Source organism: Bythopirellula polymerisocia, from assembly GCF_007860015.1.
In the GTDB taxonomy this organism is placed as follows: Bacteria; Planctomycetota; Planctomycetia; order Pirellulales; family Lacipirellulaceae; genus Bythopirellula; species Bythopirellula polymerisocia.
In genome coordinates this window covers 49,008-69,790 of sequence record NZ_SJPS01000002.1, presented here as the reverse complement: position 1 = coordinate 69,790, position 20,783 = coordinate 49,008, and the positions used below count along the sequence as shown (strand labels likewise).

Genomic DNA, 20,783 nt, shown 5'->3' with positions numbered 1-20,783 from the left:
ATATTTCTGAAATTTCTAATGGAGCTTACTCAAGCTTGTCTCGCCCGTGAAATCGCATTGTCCCCCAGATGATCAGATAGGGGGTTGGGATTTGGACTGGGATGCAGCGCGATTCAAGAAAACGACAGTGAGCATTGTCTTCTTGGCAGGACTATCTCGCTACATTCTGGTCTAACCAAATTGTTTAGCACCGTCGGGCCACAGGAGTTGAGTAGCAACATGTCCCTGAGAAACGCAATGTTAATTTCTTGGTCTTACGCCACGCATCGGTAGTACAGCAGACAAATTCACGAACTTCTCTCTCCTGGTTGGAAATACTTCACTGAATTCGCTGAAGTCATTGGGAGTCAGCGTAATCAGCATACAGTGACGTTGGACTAGAGGCTCCCCAAGAGCCTAGTCCTTTGTCATTGCTAAGATTTAGGGTGCGAGATGTCGCAAACTTTTAATTGCAAAAGAGTAATGACACCTCGCACCCTAGATTTAAGAGTTGCCAAAGCACTAGCTCTATAAACCATTTGACAAGCTTGCAAGCCCTTGTATGATACACTTAGCGGGGTCTTCACCCCCAATTAAGTCGCTTATTCAGGACCCCCCACTCTCTTTTTCCGTGCTTTAGCCCAACTATGTCTAACACTATGCTCAGTTGGGAGGCTATTCCCAGAAAGAGTTTTTTCTTTTTGACATTGCTTAGCTGGTTGAGTTTGTATTTTTCTGAGTTCGATGTAACAACTGCTGCACAGCCAAACATTGTCCTCATCTTCTCCGATGATGCTGGCTACGCTGATTTTGGTTTTGCCAGTAACTACTTGGGTCGCACAACCGAGTTTAAGACGCCAAATCTCGACCGGCTTGCTTCCGAGAGTGTCTTTGCTCCCAAAGGGTACGTGACTTCTTCGATCTGCGCAAACAGTCGAGCAGGTATGTTGACAGGCATTTATCAGCAGCGGTTTGGATTTCACTACAACGCCCTTGCCACCGATTTCCCAAATGAAGGAGTACCGGCAAACGAAAACTTAATTTTTGAGCAGATGAAATCCCAAGGCTACTCGACGGGCGTGATCGGGAAGTGGCATATTGGACAGTCGGATGTAGCCTGGCAACCGCAAAACCAGGGGGTCGATTATTTTTTTGGCATGTGGGAAGCGGGCAGCAACTACTATAATCAAATCGGGACCAATGTCATTCGACGCCAAGAGAATTTGGTCAACTGGGGATCGGAACCTTCCTTCAATAATATCCCGCAGTCTTCCCCAGGTCGTCATCTGACGGATGCCTTTGCCGATGAAGCAACCAAATACATTGCGGATCATGCGGCGGACGCGAATCCATTTTTTCTCTACACAGCATTAAATGCACCCCATGGCCCATTGTCTCAAGGCAAAGCAAGCGATTTAGCTCAGTTCAATGGCACTTCACTCACCGGTGAGCGGAAAACGGTCGCCTCGTACACCTATGGAATGGACCGAGCGATTGGGCTAATTTTGGATCGACTGGATGACCCTAATGGTGATGGCAACACTTCTGATTCAATCGCCAACAATACTATCGTAATCTTTACTAACGATAATGGTGGGGAAGTCAATGGTTTCTATGACAATGGTCCGCTCGCCGGCTTTAAAGGAAGTGCCTCCGAAGGAGGGATTCGAGTGCCTGTGCTTGTGCGTGCCCCAGGTCTGGCGCCAGGCATTTACGATAAACCTGTTAGTACTCTAGATTTCTTTCCCACCTTTGTGAATGCTGGCGGTGGAACTCTGCCTTCAAATCTGGACGGTGTGGACCTGTTGCCCTATCTCAATGGAACGAATACTGGAACTCCCCACCAGTATCTGTATCAACACAATCGCGTGAATTTCTCTGCAATTCAGGACGATCAATGGAAGTTGGTCAAAGCGCATGCGTTGGATACATGGCACTTATATCAATTGAACCCAGATGGTTCTGGCGAAACTGTTGACGTAAAAGACCAGTATCCTGAAAAGGTTTCGGAATTGGTTCGTGAATTTGTTGATTGGGAAGTTCACACGGAAAAGGCCCTTAACAGCACTGACGTTTATGTGAATCACACAGATACTTTTCTATTTCGCAATGATCTTTTTCCCATCTCTGGTTGGCGTAGTTCAAGTGGTTGGATCAATGGAGATACGGGGATTCCTACTACTTTGAGAAAGGACGATTCGACATCAAATACCGTATTGGTGTTTCAAACCAATAATAATGCTGATTACGTATCAAGAAATGTTATCAATCGGGCAGTGGGCGTCGCGTATCCGCTGTTGGATAGCGGTGTTCCTGATTTGCCTGGATTTGCTGAATTCCTCCTCAATGAGATGCGATTAGAAGGTTCCTTCCATGGCACCCAGAATCGCAAAGCTACTCTCGACGGTAGACCAGTCATGTTTGCAAATAGCCGGACGGGGAGACCTGCTCAATTAGGGCTACACGCAGCCGACAATAGTCCAACAGGCAACTACCTCTTCAAGATTGATATGGATATTGTGCTGTATGACGACCTGACGCTCACCGGAAATGGTAATGTTGATTTTGAAATCAGCGGCGATATTAGCCAATTTCATCGCCAACGTTCTCTTATCAAAGATGGCACAAGCAAAGTGCGGCTTACCGGGCACAATACTTTTACTGGCGACATAAGTATTCTTGGAGGATCACTAGAAGTTGGAGGACCTGACGGGCAGATAGATAATGCTCAAGATTTGGCCATAGGACTGGGCTCGTTCTTCAAGCTCACCGGGGGCCAGGCATCGTTCGAGGCAATCATCAATTCAGGAAACATTACTTTTACAGGTGGAATACTGGAAGCCAAGAGCGTAATCGGCAGCCTCATTAATGACGGTGGTAACTTTGCCCTACATCCCGAAAGTGGAATCGTTCACGTGACTGGCGACTATACGCAGAACGCTGGTCATCTAAGCTTTAGTATCGGGGGAACAATCTTTGGAAGCGATTACGATCATTTGAAGGTAGATGGACTTCTGACTCTTGGAGGTGTTCTGGATGTAGCCTTGACGGACGGTTTTGTCCCCACCGTCGGAGATAACTTTTGGCTGTTCGACTCAGAGCAGCTCGGCAATCAATTTACTAGTTATAATCTTCCAGTTCTTCCCAACAATCTTCTGTGGGACACAACCCAACTGCTCTCTTATGGGACATTGAGTGTCACCACATCCGATGTCCTCAACACGGTTGGTTTTGCCAACTACTTTGAGGGTAGCTTGACGGGTCAGGCCCAGAGCGTAGTTCAGACCGGGCCCCCCCCTAACACGATCCCCCGCAACTGGACAAGTGCTGGCAATGGCGTCAGCACCGCGATGGTTGCCAGTACAGTCGGTGTTGACTCGTCGAGAGGAGTCGAAGTCCAGCGTGGTGCTAACTCCGATGATCGGTGGGCGGTGCCGGTCGGGGGATTGGGTTTTCCTGCCAACGGACACATCATTATCGAATGGGATATGAAGGTTCTCGGCACGGGGGCAACAAGCGGGTTTGGTCCGTTTTTCGGGGTAGATACCTACGATGACACGAATGGGCCCAAAGTCTTAGGGGCTCTCGGGGTGGATGCCACAACTGGCGACGTCTTGTATCAACTCGAGGGGACTGGGATCCTGGCTGAGACTGGTGCCACGGTTTCCTTCAACCAGTGGAACCACTTTCGGATTCGCCTCGATTTTCAGGCCGACACCTACGGGGTGTTTGTGAATGGCCAGCAACTGGGGACCACGCAAGCCTTTGTGGATGGGGTGTCGGACACGTTCACAGACGCCGCCTTGGCCGCCTTGGCCGCCTCTTTTGATGCAGCTTCGCAAAGTCGCACGGGGACTGCCTATTTTGACAACTTCGTCATCCGCGACATCTTGCCGGGAGATTTCGACGAAGACGGAGATGTGGATGGCCACGATTTCCTGGTGTGGCAACGTGTGAATTCTTTCAATCCCTTGAGTTCGCAAAACCTTGCCTTGTGGAAGGCCAACTACGGAACTGCCACGTTGGCATCCAGTTTGCTGGTCGTTCCCGAGCCGACCGTCGGCGGACTCCTGGGGTGTTTAGCACTGACCGCGCTTGCTCGGCGACGCAGATAGCCTGGCCTTCAGAAAGTCATAGACCGCAATCACCGCAAAGCTGATCAGAGTAAAGACGAAAGTTGCCCGGATCGATTCGAGTGTGTTCCCGCGCCCGAGTCGATTTCTTTTGCAGACTTGATCAAAGATTCGATAGCAGATAAGGAGCCTAAACGTCTGGTCCACCTCGTAAAGTCTGCATGCAGGAGCGGGCGATGTGAACTGAGACTGGTGGGTTGACGGCAATGACTTCTTGATCTGGCAGCGATTATTCACTAATAGTCCATCTGGCCCAAGTTCGGAAAAGTTGCAATCCACTTTCGAAATAGCACAAACATCAGTGCCCGAACCGACTAGCCTATTCTTGATCGCAACAGCCTTGTCAGCCACACTTGTTCGACGTAAAGAATCGAACGGCTGAAGAAAAAGAATGTCACCAGAGACCAAACAACGAACTAGTAAGCGCCTTTAGTGAACAAGACGGTTCCAACAGTGCGGAACATCAAGTAAAAGTCTAACCAGAGTGACCAATGGTGGATGTAAAACATTCCCAGTTGAATGCGTTCATCGAAAGTGGTGTCGTTTCGCCCGCAGACCTGCCACAGACCTGTGATCCCTGGCAAGACGGTGCAAAAAGCCTCATAGTGAATGCCGTAGGTCTCAATCTCATTGGGAACAATCGGTCGCGGACCGACGATACTCATTTCTCCGGCAAGCACATTCCAAAGTTGAGGTAATTCATCAATGCTCCACTTCCTCATAAACTTGCCTAGCCCCGTGACTCGTGGATCATTTCTGAGTTTATGTTCCCGTTCCCATTCTTCACGTAATTGTGGATGCTTCTGGAGGTACTCCTCTATTAGCTGCTCAGCACCATTGATCATCGTTCGGAACTTCCAAGCTTTAAAACGGGTGTCACCTTTACCTACCCGCTCGTGGCCATAAAATACTGGTCCTTTTGAAGTAAGTTTGATCGCAATCGCAAGGCTGACGAATAGAGGCAGCAGCAAAATCAAGGAAATCATGCAAATCGTGATATCCATGCCACGCTTCACTAGTTTTGGAATCGGTAGAAGTAAATGCTGCTCAATCATGAATCCAGCCAACCCCTCATCCATTTGGTGGCGACTCCAATGGGTCGGGATCCCGGTGAGATCGGATACCACAAATGCATGCGGAATATTGCCTAAATAATTCTCTACGAGGGAACTAGCGCTCTGTTGGTCTCTATCCGTTTCAACGACAACAGCCCAATAGACATCTTGTTCCTCAGCCACATGGCGGGCATCATCCCATTCCCCGATAAACCACGGGGCGTCACCGTTTATCTCAATTGCACTTGGATCTGCGATGACTCCAACGGTGCGTAATCCCAGTCGGCGATTAGCCTCGATCCACTCTCGGACACCGAAGACGGTCGCATCGTTTCCACAGACTAAGGTGGGAAATCCCCACCAATTCATAGCGCCCAATTTGCGCCGTACGTAACTCCGTACGATCGGTGCCAGTACTATCATTAAAGAAGAAACTGCTAATAAGAAAACAAGTCGATGAGCAAAAATCGGGGAGCCGATTCTCAATGTGGCAGCGAGCACTAGCGTAACCATGCCAATCGACAAAAAGAGCCTTCGAATCTCATCGACTAAGCCTAGGCATACACCTGGATAAAGCCCTTGGGTGGCATTCAACAACACATAGGCTATGGAAGCGGGAATAAACCAAGTCATCGCCGTGGAAGTAGGGTCATCAGGATTGAGCCAACTATAGCCGGTCAAGCTAACCAAGATAGGTACGATAAACAGCACTGCAAGATCGGCTACGACAAGCGGCAAGGTTGTCAGTAGGAGTTGTCTCACGTAAGACGCATCACCATGCGCCCGCGCGACATGGGAACGCACGTTCGTTTTAATACTTGCCCGGTGGCGTGGCATGGAGGCATGACTTCTGTGAGTGCCCTGTATTTGAGGGTATTCTTGCTCTATAGTCAAAGTGTCCTGCGGTGACACGGATACCGAAGTAGAATTGAGACTATTCTCGCGATCTTTGAAACCAACACTCATTCCTGCTGTCAATGATTCATCCATCTTTTGCACTTCATCTCCACCGTACAAGTCAATCAAGGAGCAATATCATAGCCAAGGGACTCCAAGCTCTTCGTCAACGAAGAGAACGAATTTCGCCAAAAAGGAGGCTCCGAATTCCGCTGCTGGACTATTAAACCGACGAACGAAGCAAGAATCGTGCCAAAAAGAGCTTCTGTCCCTGTGTTTTTGCCGTACTGTTCATGCAACTTCATACTATGCTTACGCAATTATTCTGTCAAACAACTTCCCGATTAATTCGGGACTCCCCCCCCAATGGGCCCAGGTCCCGGGCAAGAAACGATGCAAAAAAACATCTTCTAGAGTGGGATTAACGCTAGCAATTATTAAAGATGCTCTGTATCCAGGAACTTCAGAGTGTTGATAATTCACCACCCAGTGCGATAAGGAAAAACAGCATTTCCATCAATTAGAACTTAAGAAACTAGTTGTAACTTTAGCTGCAACAGCCCTATTCCCAATTAAGGTAGATTGGCGTGTTGGTGCGGTTGTGTCAGTCGAGCAATTCGGCATGAGAAATGCGAGAACAAACTCCTCTATATCATGGTACGGTTATATCACAGTACGGTTCACCAACTGGCCGCAATGTGTTTTTCTGACTTCTATCCGGATACGAGAACTAACACTTATTTTGCAAGCAATTGTTGCTCTCCAGAGTTGAACACCCCCGATGTCAACCGAAGCCCCGTTAATCAACAAGCAACCTTCCGACGTAGTGGACAGCGTAGCTATGTCCACAACGCATAGTGAGGCGGGCTCCTCAAGAACCCTCCGCTCTCGACTGCTATCTGGTGCATTTTGGTCGACATTGGGAAGGATATGTTCGGTAGGTGCGCTGTTTGCAACTGAGATTTGTATGGGACGCACGCTCTCAGTAAGTGATTGTGCCGCTTATTTCGCCGTGTCCGCTTTCGTGGTTTTGTTGGCAACGGGGGTTTTATTCGGTACTCCCCAAATTGTCATACGCGCGATTAAGGATAATCTTAAGAATGGCAATACTGAAGATTCACGAACTGTAGTTCGCAAATGCTTTGCTGCGATCACAATTACTTCGGCAATAGCGTTAGCAATAGCAATTATGAGCTCATACGCAGTAGGGGATGAACCGAAGTGGCGTGCCGTGAGAGAGTTGTCCCTTCTGGTTGGCATTTGGGCATGTTGCTCGGCTGCTTGTCAGATCGCCGCGGGGGTACTCCAGGCCCTGGATGATTTTCGCTCGGCCGTCTTGATAGGTGCGCGGCAGGGCGGTGTTGTTGCTAACAGCCTCTTTCTAGTAATTTCTCTGCTGGCTTACCAGGCAGGCTATCTCAGCCTAGGTTTTGCCTTGGTGCTGCAAGTCTTGCTCAACGCAACGGCTCTAATCATCGCTTGGTGGTTGATCGAGCGTGCACTCAACAATAATCAGGAGCGGTGTCGTACGGCAACGGATATGCCAACGACGACCCATTTGCCGCAACGTACGAACTACTCGGTGCGATGGATTCTCCAAGAAAGTTGGCCGAATTTCCTCGTGCAGATGACTTCTATGAATATTGTTTATATCCAGGTGCTGGTATTGGGATGGCTGGCCACCGCGCGTAGCACTGCCGACTATTATGCCGTTCTACGTCTGGTGAGCTTGGTGCAGGTGGCACAACTATTGGTCGTAGCGACGTTGGGGCCCTTCATCGCTGAGCTCTTGGCATCCAATCGTATCAAGCAACTTGAGAGGATCATGCGAGGCGTTGCCACTCTGGTAGCGATTCCTACTTTGTTGGCAACGTTGGTGCTGGTTGTTTTTCCCAAAACCGTCATTCACCTGACTTTTGGAGATGATTTTGTTGGCGCTGCTTTAGCACTGCAAATAGTAGCTGTCGGAACTGCTATCTCAGTGATCACTGGCTGCAATAGCGTAGCCATGGTCATGGGAGGCTATCAAAGCCTGTTAATGAGAATCTCTTTGCTGGCATTCGTGGTACATTTCCTCTTAATCGTCCCCATGATAGATAAATGGGACATCGTTGGCGCCGCTTTGGCTGCCACAATCGTATATGGAATCTATAATCTCTATGTGACCTTTCTCGTCAAGCGAAACCTTGGCTTCTGGTCCTATCCGTCACTTTCGCCCCAAGCCATTCGAGAGACATTTCGCGCTCTTACACAAAGAAGAAACAAGCCCGAGTCACATCCGGCTTGATCGTCGATCGCTGCCAACACTGTAGAAAGAGATTCTTGTGACTAATCAGGTTCGCCGCAATTTGTGTCCGATTTGCTCTGCAAGCGAATTGACAGATCGGGGACTTATCGTCCACCCGCAGCCTTCCGAGATAGCAGGGATCGAGGTCGATATGAGCGGTACCGAATATCATCTCAAAGCTTGTCTTCGCTGTGGCTTTGAGTTCAAAGACCCACCGATTGACGAACAACTTTTGATGAAGTGCTATGCTCAGTCTTCTTTCGACCATTGGCAGGACCAACCCGATCCGCTAGTTCGCCAGTTTGATCGATTTGCCCGGTTGATTGAGAGTGCAACAAAAAGTCGTAGAATACTTGACGTCGGATGTTTCAACGGGGCACTCTTGGATTACTTGGGACCTGAATGGAATCGTTACGGAATCGAGCCCTCTATTGCAGCTGCTGAAATTGCTCGGCAACGAGGGATCAATGTGCTCTCTCCGAGTTTAGAGAGTCTCGACAAGAATACGGAACCCTTCGACGTGATCATGGCCATCGACGTGCTGGAGCATATTGTTGAACCTGTTTCATTCTTCCAGTTGATCCAGAAACATCTAAAGGAGAATGGCATTTTCCTAGTCTCCACAGGGAATGCCCATGCGTTTTCTTGGAAGATGCAGGAAAGTCTTTACTATTACACTCGAATTCCTGAACACGTTTCTTTTTACAGTAAGGCCGCCTTTGATCAGATAACCTGCCAAATGGGTTGGAAATGTGCGGCATATCAGTTCATCCCACACAAGCGGCTGCCGACGAGTCGTAGGATCAAAGACACGATTAAGAATACGGTCTATACATTAGGTTGCAAATGTCGAGGATTAGGAATTAGTCCCTTGAATAGGAAACTGCGTAGCGGAAGGGGCCCAACGTATTTCTCCGCAAAGGACCATCTCATATACGTCTTTCAACAAGCTGGCTGAACGAGCAAGTATCGGTCGGCCTCTTCAAAAGCTTCCCCCACATAGACCTTTCTCTTGAATTTTATGAAAATCTGCTTCCTAACTAACAGTAATCTGAAAAAGCACGCCAACATGAAACGTGCCTTCAGCATGTCGAAATATCTGGTGGAAGCAGGCCACCAGGCAACGATCATTCTGCAACACCACGAAGAGAATCTAAAGGCCGCCGAAATCTACCCAGGTATCGAGTATCTGTACTATGAGCAGGGAACCACTCTGAGTGAGAATCGCGAAAAGCGCGCGATGATTAAAAGCCGCCATGATGACGTGATCGTCGTCTGTGGCAATTCCGCGAGGAATTTTGTTTGGCGATTTGGCAAGTCTCGGCCACTGATGGTTCTCGATCATCCAGAAGTCATGTCAGCTTTTGAAGAGTTTTCCTATTTGAAGCGCTGCTTCGAATACCTGCGTGAATGGATCGAACTATTTCTATTCGATGGTCATCTCGCCGTAAGCCGTTACATTGAACGCCGGTTGCAGAAGAGACTAAACCTGCTCCATTTGAATGCCGAGGTGCTGTATTCTCCCTTTGCGGCGGAGGAAGACCTGAAAAGCTGGAACCCCGTGGCAGCCAAAAGCATCCGGGAGCAATACGGCAAGAAAATGGTGCTTTATTTGGGTTCCTTCTTTGCCGCCTATGGATTCTACGAAATCCTGCATGCGGCGGCGCGGCTTAGGCAAGTCCGAAACGATTTCGTCATTGTCATGGCAGGTGCCGGTCCCGAATTAGAAGGGGGCCAAGCATTCATTGCGGAGAACGACCTTCAAGAGACGGTCTCATTTCCTGGTTTTCTCTCAGGCGAAACGATGAAGAATTATCTACATGCCGCCCATGCATTTATCTGCCCATTAGCCGATACCGTGCGAGATTGGGCCCGGAGTCCTGGGAAAATCTACATGTATGCCGCCACACGCCATCCGATTGTTACTTGCAAGATCGGAGAGGCAGCAGATACACTTGGAGAGGCCGGATTTTACTATGAGCAAGGCGATGTTGATTCACTGGCAAATCAAATCTCGCTCACTCTCGATCGCGACGATTCGCCGGTCGAGGGGATTGATTACGAGAGACTATTTTCCAAGAGCCGCACGAAGGAATTCCTGGCCTGGTTGCACGAAAGCTTTGGTCTCTAGCTCAAGCTGAGATTAGGAACCCACGACATATTTCCTATTCGATCAGTGCTTCAGGCTATTAGCAATCAGACATCAGCTTACAAATTCAAGAATCACGTCACCTCCACAAAAAATTTGGTGGCTAGCAAATAGCTGCCTGATTTCCCTCTCTTTGTGCTGAATGCAGTTTATGAAAAAACTCAAAATCATAGCAAAGCGGTTACTCGCCAAGGGGTTCATAGCGGGCCAATCGCTCGGAGTGGATATCCTGCCCCGGCACTTTTATTCGGAAGTCCCATTCATATCTCGCCTCAAGAAAACTCAAAGTTGGCGAAAACCCCTTTGTCTTGATGAAGTCTTGGGAGCCAACGACTTCGAGGGGCAGGCCGAGTTCCTCAATAGCATCGCAACCGAGCGCGCGAAAGAATTGCTAAAGCAAAGAGACGTCCACAAGGAAGCCTGCGACCGTAATGGAGCGGTTGGCTTCGGGCCGATTGAATCTAATTGCTTGTATGCCTTCGTCTTTACCAAACGACCGGCCACGATCGTGCAGGTTGGTTGCGGAGTCTCAACGGCGTTGTGCGAAATGGCTGCCAATGATGCCGGATTTTCTCCAAGAATTATCTGCATTGACCCCTTTCCGACCGATTTTCTGGTGCGGGCCGCGCGAGAGAATCGGATTGAGCTAATCTCCCAGCCGGTTGAAGATACCGACATCAGCGTACTTTCTAAGTTGCAGACGGGGGATCTCTTCTTTGTTGATTCCACTCACACCCTTGGGCCTGCTGGTGAAGTCACTCGCATCACACTTGAGATGTTGCCGCAAGTCCCCCAGGGGGTCTTCGTACATTTTCACGATATCTGGCTCCCATACGACTACTCTCCCATTATTTTTGAGCAGCCGCTCTTTTTCTGGCACGAGACAGCTTTGCTTGCCGCCTATTTAAGCGGCAACAACCGTTGGCGCGTCCAGTTGTCGCTATCCATGCTGCACCACGGGCGACCTGAGTCATTGAGCCATGCTTTTCCCATCTATAAACCAGCCTCGATGAACCAAGGCATCAAGACTTCGGAGGGGCATTTTCCAAGTTCGATTTATCTTCAAACACAATAAGCTACGATCACAAATTTCTCATGCAAAGACGATCATTCTCAACATAAACGCTTCAGGACAGTGTTGCACGAGAAGTGTCCACTAATGCCAAATTCACCTCCCCTAGGCTGGATCTCATAGATGCAAGACCAGGCATTCCATTACCTCTAGATTGCGTCTGGAGGATTGTTCCTATTTCACCAATAGGAGCAATCAGCCGGATCATAGTGTCTATTGGCAAAGTGCATCATATTCCGGTTCCTAGATGCACTCATGCACATATCCAATTGTTTTTGGCTTCTTGAAACAGTTGAAATCATGGTATAATTAAAGATTATACTTGAAGTGAAGTGGCCGAAAACCTAGTCCCGATCCTACTTGGCTCTAGATTTCATCTTCTATCGTTTCTCCAAGTACCATTATTCGTTTTTTGGAATTCTACAATGGAATTCCTCCATTTGACTTGCCAACTCTAAGATCAAGACAACCCTATGGCTGCAGACGATTTACTTCTTGTGACCGGTTCTAGCGGCTTGATTGGCAGTGAGATTGTCGATTTTTTCTGTCAGCGAGGCTGGGAGGTTCATGGAATCGACAACAATATGCGTGCCGATTTGTTCGGACCTGCTGGTGACACCAGTTGGAATTGCCAGCGCCTGCAAGAAAAGTTCCCCAAGTTCAAGCATCACATGCTAGATATTCGGGATCGGCAAAGCGTGCTGAAATTTATGGCTGAAATCCGCCCCACGCATCTTGTCCATACGGCAGCTCAACCGAGCCATGATCTGGCAGCCAGCCGACCGTTCGACGACTTCGATATCAATGCGGTCGGCACAATGAATTTACTCGAATCGGTGCGACTCAACTGTCCCGAAACGCCGTTCGTCCATTTTTCTACGAACAAAGTTTATGGCGATGCCCCTAACCGTATTGCCCTGAAAGAGCTTGATACTCGTTGGGATTATGAAGATTCAAATTATTCTGAAGGTATCGCTGAAGATTTTGATATCGATCAATCAAAACATTCTCTGTTTGGCGCCTCAAAAGTCTCCGCAGATATAATGGTACAAGAGTACGGGCGTTACTTTGGCATGAAGACTTGCTGCCTAAGAGGAGGATGCTTAACAGGCCCTAACCACTCAGGTGTCGAGTTGCATGGTTTTCTTAGCTACCTCGTTCAATGCAATCTCCTTAAGAAGCAATACACTATTTTTGGTTATAAGGGCAAACAGGTTCGCGATAATATCCATTCCTACGATGTGGCCTCTTTTGTGAACGAGTTCCTGGAAAATCCTCGGTCTGGTGAGGTCTACAACTTAGGGGGCGGTCGTGACAATTCAATCTCTATTTTGGAAGCCTTTGGCCTGGTAGAGTCGATTTCCGGCAACAAAATGGAGTATGTTTACGATGAAACCAACCGCGCTGGAGATCACATTTGTTACATCTCGAATCTTTCCAAGATTAGAGATCACTTTCCCAATTGGCAACTTACTAAGAACCTCGAATGCACGTTTGAAGAGATTCATGCAGCCTGGCAAGGGCGGCTTTGAGTTGCACTAGGCGAGAGAATGGGGCACAGCTTTTAGAAGAATGACAGGAATCACGGACGATATACTTTGCGCATAATAGTTTCCAGATACATCTGAAAATATCAATCTTCTAGTCGAGAAACTACGAACATGAGTAATGCACAAGTCATGTATCCGACTTCGATGCCGACTTGGAGAAATCCGCTTGCGGCCACGATTGCCATGCCATCGGTGTCGATTATTAGTCCTGTTGGCATCATTATGCTCTTGTTGGGAGCATCTCTAGCATTTCCAGTCCACATCGCGGGGCGAGCCTATCTAGGCGAATTCTTTTTGGCAATCTTGGCCACCTATGGCTTGCTCCAGTTGCTATCGGGTTCCAAAGGCCTCGCAAAATCGTTCCTAGTAATCTTAGTCGCGATGCTTCTGAGCCTATTGGGTTACGTCCTGAGTGACCTGCACCAGCAGACACCTCCTTCTGATTATCTTCGAGGGTGGGCTCGCTGGGCATTCATGATAACTAATTTCATTGGACTTACCTGGATTGTCTCTCGAAATCCTACTTACTTATACATACTTCTTGTGGGCTGGGCTGTTGCGAGTCCTATGGCGGGATGGCATCTTGGATTACATGCTCCAATGTCACTTTGGAAGTTTTTCGGCGCTTCTCAATTGCCGTTTGTGGTCTTATTCTTTGTTCGGTATCGTAGTCCTAAATTCATCACAGTCGCTTGTCTGGGACTTGCCGCACTGAATGCGGCGCTGGATACACGATCGAATGCTCTTATTTGTGCGGTTGTCGCTGGTGTCGTTTTTTTAGCAGGACGACAGAGTTCTCCTTATTTGAATAAAGTTTCTCTGTCACGCTTTATTAAGTTTATAATCATATTGGGATTGTGCTTCGGCGTGGCTGTGTTTTCTGTGAAATGGTATAGCGACCAATATGGTTATGAACGTCGCCAATCGGGGTCGGACACAAAACGCTCGGTCTCTGCTCAAGTTTGTTTTCAGGCAATTATGGACTCCCCGATCATTGGATACGGTTCTTGGGCGAAGAGTCCTGAATTGGCAAAACTACGAGATCGACTAATTGAAAAGCAAATCAATAGCCACGTCTTCAGGGCAGACGCCCAGGAAGACCGTATTGTCGCCCATTCGCAATTGCTGCAAGGCTGGCTCGAGGGAGGCCTCCTGGGGCTCTTCTTCTTTGCTTTCCTGGGAGTTCAGATGGCGATTAAAGGGACATTTCTTACTATCGAACGCGGGTTTGATAGTATGACCCCGTTATTTGCCACTTCTCTCTTGTTGTCTGGATGGCATCTGATCTTCAGCCCCTTCAACGGAGACCAGCGCATGCTGATTGCTGCCGCCTGTGCCGTATTATGTTATCTGGCCAATGAGAAATATGTCTTGCGAAACAATCGCAACTATTACGTGATGGCTTCTTCTCAGCGGCCCATGGTAGTGCAATGACTTGGTTAAGAACGATCCGCAAGATCAGAGCACTTTGAAGTATTTGGAATCTAGTTTCATTGTTTTTATCCGATTCCCACAGTTCTCGCATTTCGACTTTCGATCTAATCTATGAGCATTTCTAAAGAATTGATTCGGGGCGTGAAAAAGCGGATGCAAGGAATTGGCATCGATCTCGCGCGTTATCAAGCATCTTCCCATCCAGTTGCGAAGCGTGCGCAACAGTTGCGCGACCATAGCATAGATTGTGTACTCGATGTAGGTGCAAACACCGGTCAATATGCCAGAAACTTGCGAGACTTAGGATATCGGGGCCGCATCGTATCATTTGAGCCCATGTTGAAAGCTTATGGGACACTTATTAAGAATGCGGCAAGCGACCGAAATTGGGAAACACTTAATATTGCACTTGGTGAGTCTTCGGGCGAAATGACTATTAAGATCGCTGAAAACTCTTGGAGTAGTTCCCTGCTTGATGTTAAGGATAGCCACATCTCCGCCATGTCCTCCGCCCGCTGCGTCGGCAGCGAGACGATTGAAGTTAAACGGCTTGACGATGTCCTGGGCGGAATCTGCAAGCCCGGCGAAAACATATTCTTGAAAATTGATACTCAAGGTTTTGAAAAGCAAGTTCTCGAAGGCGCTCAGCAGAGTCTCCCCAAGATTGACATGTTGCAGATCGAAATGTCGTTTGTGGAACTCTATGAGAATCAAGCACTCTTCGTGGAAATGTACGAATTGGTTTGCAAACAAGGATTTCAATTGACTTGCTTGGAAGACCTTTGGTGGGATCAAAATACCGGGCAGCTGATGCAAGTCGACGGTGTCTTTCAAAGGGCTTAATTCTCTCACTTCAGGCAACGATACCCAGCAAGCTGCTTCAGCCAATAGCTGGGAAGCTAAATCTCTCATCACAGCCTTTAGGGAATGCCCACTTTAACGAGTCACCGATGAATCCTATCGCAAGAATTCTTGAATCCTGTAAGCGGAATATTCGTCGAAGCCCACGAATGAACCTTCTGTTGGGTCATCTACTTCCCCTGTATCGCATCTTATCCGTCAAGCCGGATACCGAAATCGTGATCGAAGGGTACCCACGGTGTGCGAACTCATTTGCAGTCGTTGCATTTGTACAAAGCCAACCTCGAGTAGTGAAAATCGCCCATCACTTGCACTCGCTTGGGCAGGTTCGGCACGGACTTCAACGCGGAATCCCTTGCTTGATTCTATTGCGGAATCCCCGAGATGCGGTGCTCTCACTCGTAATCCGAAAAAACCTCAATGATATGGCCTTGCCGTTGAGGGAATATATCGACTTCCACAAAGGTATTCTCGAGCTATGCGACAAGGTAGTGATCGCAGGCTTTGCTCAAGTCACGGGCGATTTTGGAGCCGTGATTCGGCGAGTTAACCGACGCTATGGTGTTAACTTTGCCGAATTTGACCACACCGATGAGAATGTCGCAGCGTGCTATCAAGAGTTGGATCGCATCGAGAGAGGATTTTCGCCTAATGATAGCGTGCGCTCCACTCATGTTGCACGCCCCTCTGAAGATCGTGCCGCACTGAAAAAGGATTTGGAAGCCCAACTGCTCAGCGGCAAGGCACATTCACTCCTGCAGGATGCAACAGCTTTATACGAAGCGATTCTCCCTCACACGCTAGATTCCGACGAGAAATAGTATGGGCGAGACAACAACCGAGCCTAGTAGTTGTCACACAATTACCTTCGTTGGCCCTCTGCCGCCACCAGTGACGGGAATGACGGCAATGAGTGAGGTAATAGTTCAAGCATTGGCGGAGCAGGGGCCGTTGAAATGTTTCAATTGGTCACGAGAGAAATCACTCAAGGGCTTTCGTTGGAAACTGGCCAGGTTGTGGGGTGCGTTTTGTTCATTTTGGGGGCTCTTGCAACGAGGTCGGCAGCCAAAACAGCTGCTTTACTATCCGGTCAATTCTTCCTGGGGGATGCTCTACGACTTCGCCTTGCTAGGACTGGGTAAGTTACTAGGATATCGAATTGTTTTGCACCACCATGTCTATTCCTATCTGAATGAGTTCGACTGGCGTATGGGGCTCATCAACAAGCTCGTTGGTTCTAATGGCGCTCATGTCGTACATTGCCAGAAAATGGAAAACGACTTTCGGGCACATTATGAGACAACAGCACGATTTCTCTTCATCCCTCCAACGATTGTCTCACCAGAAATCACCTTTATTCCTCGTAAGTTAGAACTGACATCGGATAAGAAACCATTTGTCCTTGGGTTCCTCAGCAATTTAACGCTAGCCAAGGGATTGCATCTTGTGATCAAGACTTTTGAAGCGGCTATTGCAAAAGGGCTAGACGTTCGCCTGATTCTGGCCGGTCCGTGCATGCAGCGAGAGGCTGAAAAGCTTATTCAGGATTCTTTGGCTCGGTGGCCACGACAAGTGGAATATCGGGGACCTCTTTATGGTGAGGCCAAAGTGGAGTTTTATCGAGAGTTGGACACATTTCTGTTTCCCACTCAGTACAAGAATGAATCTTGGGGGATCGTACTCACGGAAGCATTGACTGCCGGATGCCCTGTGATTGCGTATGATCGCGGTTGCATCTCTTACATTATACAAGACGGTTGTGGCAAAGTAGTGCCACAGAATTGCGAGTTCGCTGCTGAATCAGTTCAACTGATCGGGCAGTGGATTTCAGCCCCAGAAAGTTTTCGCCAGGCCAGACAACATGCAGTCGAGCGGAACCAAACACTGCAACACGAGGCGGCCGCTCAGTTGCCCTTATTTGTGAATCAAATGTGGACGATGAAATGATGTCTTTCAGCGTGCGATACAATATCTAGTCCCGATTTCCATACTTTGTCAAACAGCCCGGTCCTATGATAGCGTCCTTAGAATCTCTTCTTCATCATCGTAGTGGCATAGTGCGGAAAGGAAGCACTCTCTTACTGCAAATTCCCAAATCGATTGCGCGAAGCAGTGATTCTCCAGAAAAACGCGCTGCCAAGCCCCCTGTGTTTGCAAACTCATTTCCCAAGAGTGGCACGCATCTGCTTGATCAAATAGTCGAAGCGTTTCCCGGCATGCGCAATTTCGGTTCTTTCCTGTCGTCCATGACAAGTTCATTTCAGTTCCGCGAACGTACTAGACAAAGCACCCTCAATTTCATCTCTTCGACAATAGCAGGCGAATTAACCCGCGCTCATTTGTTTTTCTCAGAAGAATATGCTGCGGCCCTCGCCAAGCGCAACGTCATCCATTTTTTCATATACCGCGATCCACGCGATGTTGTGATCTCCGAAGCTCACTATCTGCGTTCGCTTAATCGCTGGCATCGATTGCACAAGGTATTTCGTTCCACGCCAACACTCGATGACGCTATCATGCTGTCGATCCAGGGATTACAGGACTGTAACGGCTCCCTCAATTACCCCGACATTGGCACGCGGTTTGAGCGATATGCGGGGTGGATCGGCAGAAGCGACGTCTATTCCATGCGGTTCGAAGATTTAGTGGGCGACTTGCGCGATCAGATTCTCGATGAAATGATCGACTTCTATCAGCAAGGAACTCTTGAGCTGATGGGAGAAAATTCCGCTGACATCAAGGTCAATATGATTACCAATATCGCACCAGAACGATCCCACACTTACCGCAAGGGAAAGTCAGGTGGGTGGAGAGATCGACTGAAAGTGCAACATCGCGAGGAATTCAAGCGGGTTGCGGGTGATCTCTTGATTCAGCTGGGTTATGAACAGAATCTAAATTGGTAAGCTGCAAAACTGGGCCGAATTCCTAGAGACTTGTTTTATGCGATTCTTGATACACGATTACGCCGGACATCCCTTTCAGGTTCAGATGAGCCGCAAACTCGCTGCGCGGGGACATCATGTTCTGCACGTCTACTGCGCGTCAATTCATACGCCTCAAGGGGCTCTGAGTCGCCAGAGGAGCGACCCCGAGGCATTTCAATCGGAAGGTATCGACCTGGGTGAAATGATTCCTAAGACTGGTTACCGTCGTCGCCTGCAGATGGAAAGGGAATACGGGACTTTACTCGAAAGCGTATGCCAGAGATTTGCTCCTGATGTGGTGATCTCAGGCAATACACCCTCTATCCCTCAGCGGCGACTAGTCAAATACTGCCAGAGAAACCGTATTGGTCACGTTTTCTGGGTCCAAGACATTTACGGTCTGGCGGCTTATAAACTCCTCAAGCGACGCGTTCCACTAGTTGGACCTTTGATAGGAAGGTACTTTATTGGATTAGATAAAGCCTCAGCACGCAATAGTGATGCTCTCGTGGTTATTACCGAGGATTTTATACCGATCTTCGAAAGCTGGGGCCTCGAAAAGAGTCGAATTCATGTGGTGCATAATTGGGCTGCCATAGATGACCTACCGCTACGACCGCGTGACAATTCATGGTCTCAGGCACAAGGGATGTCCGATGGTCCTCGCTTTGTTTATACCGGCACGATGGCGATGAAGCACAATCCCAACTTGTTGCTTGCCCTAGCCAAGATGCTCGACGAAAAGGATTCTGGTGAAGTGATGGTAGTGTCCGAGGGAATCGGAGTCGATTGGCTAAAGAAGGAGTCAAAAGAGCAGGGGGTCCGGTCGTTACGATTTGCGGGTTTCCAGCCTTTTGAAGTCATGGCCGACGTTTTAGGAAGCGCTGATGTGCTGATCGCCGTCTTGGAAGAAGATGCTGGGGTGTTCAGTGTTCCTTCCAAGATACTTAGCTATTTTTGTGCGAGCCGACCTGTACTGGCAGCTATGCCATTGAACAACTTAGCAGCCAAAACAATTGTCAAAGAAGGGGCTGGGCGGGTCGTTGCTTCGGATGATTTATCGGGATTTTGCTCTGCAGCGAGCGAACTCATCCAGTCTCCCGAATTAAGAGAATCGTGTGGTGTGGCAGCGCGTAATTATGCAGCCGAGCACTTTGACATTGAACAGATTACAACGCGATTTGAAGAGATATTGCAGGCCGCAGTACCGCACAATCGGTAAGAACTGGCCTAACCCGATCCCGATTTACCGGGGCCATACACGCAATCAGCCGAATTTCGCCCAAAATCTTTTCATTCTCTCGTCGTGGCCGTTAACTCAGTGAAAAATACTGCTTATAATGAGGGTTTTCCCTCTCGCCCAATTTAGGATCAGTGGAGTGGGGACATTGTTTGATGCAGATTAGGAATAAAATTCATGAGTAAGAAACCAGTTCTCGTTGCCGGTGGCGGTGGATTCATCGGTGGGCATTTGGTCGCACGGTTGCTGAAGGATGGTCATCAAGTGCGCAGCGTGGATATCAAGCCTATGGAGGAGTGGTATCAGGTGTCCGATGAAGCAGAAAATGTTGTTGCCGACCTCAAGGGCAGCGACAACTGTCATGCGGCCTGCAAGGACGTGGGGGACATCTATAACCTGGCTGCCGACATGGGTGGTATGGGTTTCATTGAAAATAACAAGGCGCTTTGCATGTTGTCGGTGCTGATCAACACGCACCTCTTGCAAGCTGCCAAAGAAGCCAAAGCCGAGCGTTATTTCTATGCCAGTAGCGCTTGTGTCTATAATGCCGACAAACAAAAGTCGGAGGACGTCGTGCCGCTCAAGGAAGAAGACGCTTATCCTGCAATGCCCGAAGACGGCTACGGGTGGGAGAAGCTATTCTCCGAGCGCATGTGCCGCCACTTCCGTGAGGATTATGGGCTTTATACCCGCGTGGCTCGTTTTCATAACGTCTATGGCCCCTTCGGCACTTGGGAAGGTGGCCGCGAAAAAGCCCCCGCTGCGACATGCCGCAAGATCATCCATGCTAAGGAAACGGGTGCCACGGAAGTCGAGATTTGGGGTGATGGCAAACAGACCCGCAGCTTCATGTACATCGATGACTGTGTGAAGGGTATTCTAGCCATTACCGATAGCAATATCCTTGAGCCGATCAATCTGGGTTCTGACGAACTCACGACGATCGAGGGTTTGTATGACATGGTCGAAGAGATTGCGGGTGTAAAGGTCAAGCACACGCATAACCTCACTGCCCCGAAGGGTGTCAATGGCCGCAATAGTGATAACACTAAGATCCAAGAGTACCTCGGATGGGCCCCCGGCATTCGTCTCCGCGACGGGATGAAGAAGACTTACGACTGGATCTACGGCGAGTACCAAGAGAAGTACGCCGGCCAGCCTGCTTGATAAGTCAATGACTTTACACGATAAACGCCCAG

The 20,783-nt window shown here is 48.7% G+C and carries 15 protein-coding genes; 14 read left to right on the top strand and 1 reads right to left on the bottom strand.

The annotated features are described in order from the left end of the window. Positions 1 to 680: 680 nt before the first annotated feature. A complete protein-coding gene (locus tag Pla144_RS06550; RefSeq protein ID WP_197530439.1) occupies positions 681 to 4,094 on the top strand; it encodes a sulfatase family protein in 3,414 nt (1,137 codons plus the stop codon). A 319-nt stretch (positions 4,095 to 4,413) separates the two neighbouring features. Beyond that, a complete protein-coding gene (locus Pla144_RS25475) occupies positions 4,414 to 4,494 on the top strand; it encodes a PEP-CTERM sorting domain-containing protein (protein WP_391580963.1) in 81 nt (26 codons plus the stop codon). 34 nt (positions 4,495 to 4,528) lie between these two features. Here Pla144_RS25475 and wbaP read toward each other — a convergent pair whose 3' ends face one another. Next, positions 4,529 to 6,004, bottom strand: coding sequence for an undecaprenyl-phosphate galactose phosphotransferase WbaP (wbaP, locus tag Pla144_RS06540; RefSeq protein ID WP_197530437.1), 1,476 nt, complete (start codon positions 6,002 to 6,004; stop codon positions 4,529 to 4,531). An 841-nt stretch (positions 6,005 to 6,845) separates the two neighbouring features. Between wbaP and Pla144_RS06535 the strand changes: the two genes are divergently transcribed. From Pla144_RS06535 to Pla144_RS06480, 12 genes are all read left to right on the top strand, one after another. After that, entirely contained in the window at positions 6,846 to 8,351 is a 1,506-nt protein-coding gene (locus Pla144_RS06535) for a lipopolysaccharide biosynthesis protein (protein ID WP_146449214.1), read from the top strand. A 37-nt stretch (positions 8,352 to 8,388) separates the two neighbouring features. After that, positions 8,389 to 9,309, top strand: a complete 921-nt coding sequence (locus Pla144_RS06530; protein ID WP_146449211.1) for a class I SAM-dependent methyltransferase — start codon at positions 8,389 to 8,391, stop codon at positions 9,307 to 9,309. Between the two features lie 111 nt (positions 9,310 to 9,420). Beyond that, entirely contained in the window at positions 9,421 to 10,482 is a 1,062-nt protein-coding gene (locus Pla144_RS06525; protein ID WP_197530436.1) for a glycosyltransferase family 4 protein, read from the top strand. 169 nt (positions 10,483 to 10,651) lie between these two features. Next, positions 10,652 to 11,575 carry a class I SAM-dependent methyltransferase gene (locus Pla144_RS06520; protein WP_197530435.1) on the top strand — a complete coding sequence of 308 codons (924 nt, stop codon included), beginning with the start codon at positions 10,652 to 10,654 and terminating at the stop codon, positions 11,573 to 11,575. Positions 11,576 to 12,045: 470 nt separating this feature from the next. Next, a complete protein-coding gene (locus Pla144_RS06515) occupies positions 12,046 to 13,104 on the top strand; it encodes an NAD-dependent epimerase/dehydratase family protein (protein ID WP_146449204.1) in 1,059 nt (352 codons plus the stop codon). Positions 13,105 to 13,233: 129 nt separating this feature from the next. After that, positions 13,234 to 14,556: an O-antigen ligase family protein gene (locus Pla144_RS06510; RefSeq protein ID WP_146449202.1), complete on the top strand. Its 1,323-nt coding sequence runs from the start codon at positions 13,234 to 13,236 to the stop codon at positions 14,554 to 14,556. Positions 14,557 to 14,667: 111 nt separating this feature from the next. Next, positions 14,668 to 15,399, top strand: a complete 732-nt coding sequence (locus tag Pla144_RS06505; protein ID WP_146449199.1) for an FkbM family methyltransferase — start codon at positions 14,668 to 14,670, stop codon at positions 15,397 to 15,399. A 167-nt stretch (positions 15,400 to 15,566) separates the two neighbouring features. Continuing rightward, complete coding sequence (locus tag Pla144_RS06500) at positions 15,567 to 16,238, top strand: hypothetical protein (RefSeq protein ID WP_146449197.1); 672 nt, start codon at positions 15,567 to 15,569, stop codon at positions 16,236 to 16,238. A gap of 1 nt (position 16,239) precedes the next feature. Continuing rightward, positions 16,240 to 17,364 carry a glycosyltransferase family 4 protein gene (locus Pla144_RS06495; RefSeq protein WP_146449194.1) on the top strand — a complete coding sequence of 375 codons (1,125 nt, stop codon included), beginning with the start codon at positions 16,240 to 16,242 and terminating at the stop codon, positions 17,362 to 17,364. A 65-nt stretch (positions 17,365 to 17,429) separates the two neighbouring features. After that, on the top strand, positions 17,430 to 18,323 hold the full coding sequence (locus Pla144_RS06490; protein ID WP_146449192.1) for a sulfotransferase domain-containing protein: 894 nt from the start codon (positions 17,430 to 17,432) through the stop codon (positions 18,321 to 18,323). Between the two features lie 37 nt (positions 18,324 to 18,360). Continuing rightward, positions 18,361 to 19,566 (top strand): glycosyltransferase family 4 protein, encoded by a 1,206-nt coding sequence (locus tag Pla144_RS06485; RefSeq protein ID WP_146449189.1) that lies wholly within the window; start codon positions 18,361 to 18,363, stop codon positions 19,564 to 19,566. Positions 19,567 to 19,761: 195 nt separating this feature from the next. After that, positions 19,762 to 20,751 carry an NAD-dependent epimerase/dehydratase family protein gene (locus tag Pla144_RS06480; RefSeq protein ID WP_146449187.1) on the top strand — a complete coding sequence of 330 codons (990 nt, stop codon included), beginning with the start codon at positions 19,762 to 19,764 and terminating at the stop codon, positions 20,749 to 20,751. Positions 20,752 to 20,783 lie beyond the last annotated feature (32 nt).